General features: G+C 75.7%; 1 protein-coding gene. It reads right to left on the bottom strand.

Annotation, left to right across the window (positions count from 1 at the left end):
* Positions 1-301 (bottom strand): aminopeptidase N C-terminal domain-containing protein (locus JHD63_RS24475; RefSeq protein ID WP_233168574.1); only part of this gene is annotated, 301 nt, incomplete at both ends.

The following is a 301-nucleotide window of genomic DNA, read 5'->3' as shown; positions in this document are numbered from 1 at the left end:
CCCCCCCCCCCCCCCCCCCCCCCCCCCCCCCCCCCCCCCCCCCCCCCCCCCCCCCCCCCCCCCCCCCCCCCCCCCCCCCCCCCCCCCCCCCCCCCCCCCCCCTGTTTCAAGCAGAAGACGGCATACGCGATTTCCTGTACGGTCTCGTGGGCTCGGAGATGTGTATAAGAGACAGGCCCAGAAGGCGTAGCCGGCGCCGTCGGCGCGGTGGAAGGCGCCGGGGTTGGCGCTGCAGAAGCTGAAGATGACGCTGCGCGCGCGGTTCGGGTTCTTCAGGCTGAAGTCCGGGTGCGCCATGAGC

The organism is Xylophilus sp. ASV27, from assembly GCF_016428875.1.
In the GTDB taxonomy this organism is placed as follows: domain Bacteria; phylum Pseudomonadota; class Gammaproteobacteria; order Burkholderiales; family Burkholderiaceae_C; genus Xylophilus.
The sequence above is the reverse complement of the archived record's forward strand: the minus strand, read 5'-3'. Positions and strand labels throughout refer to the sequence as shown.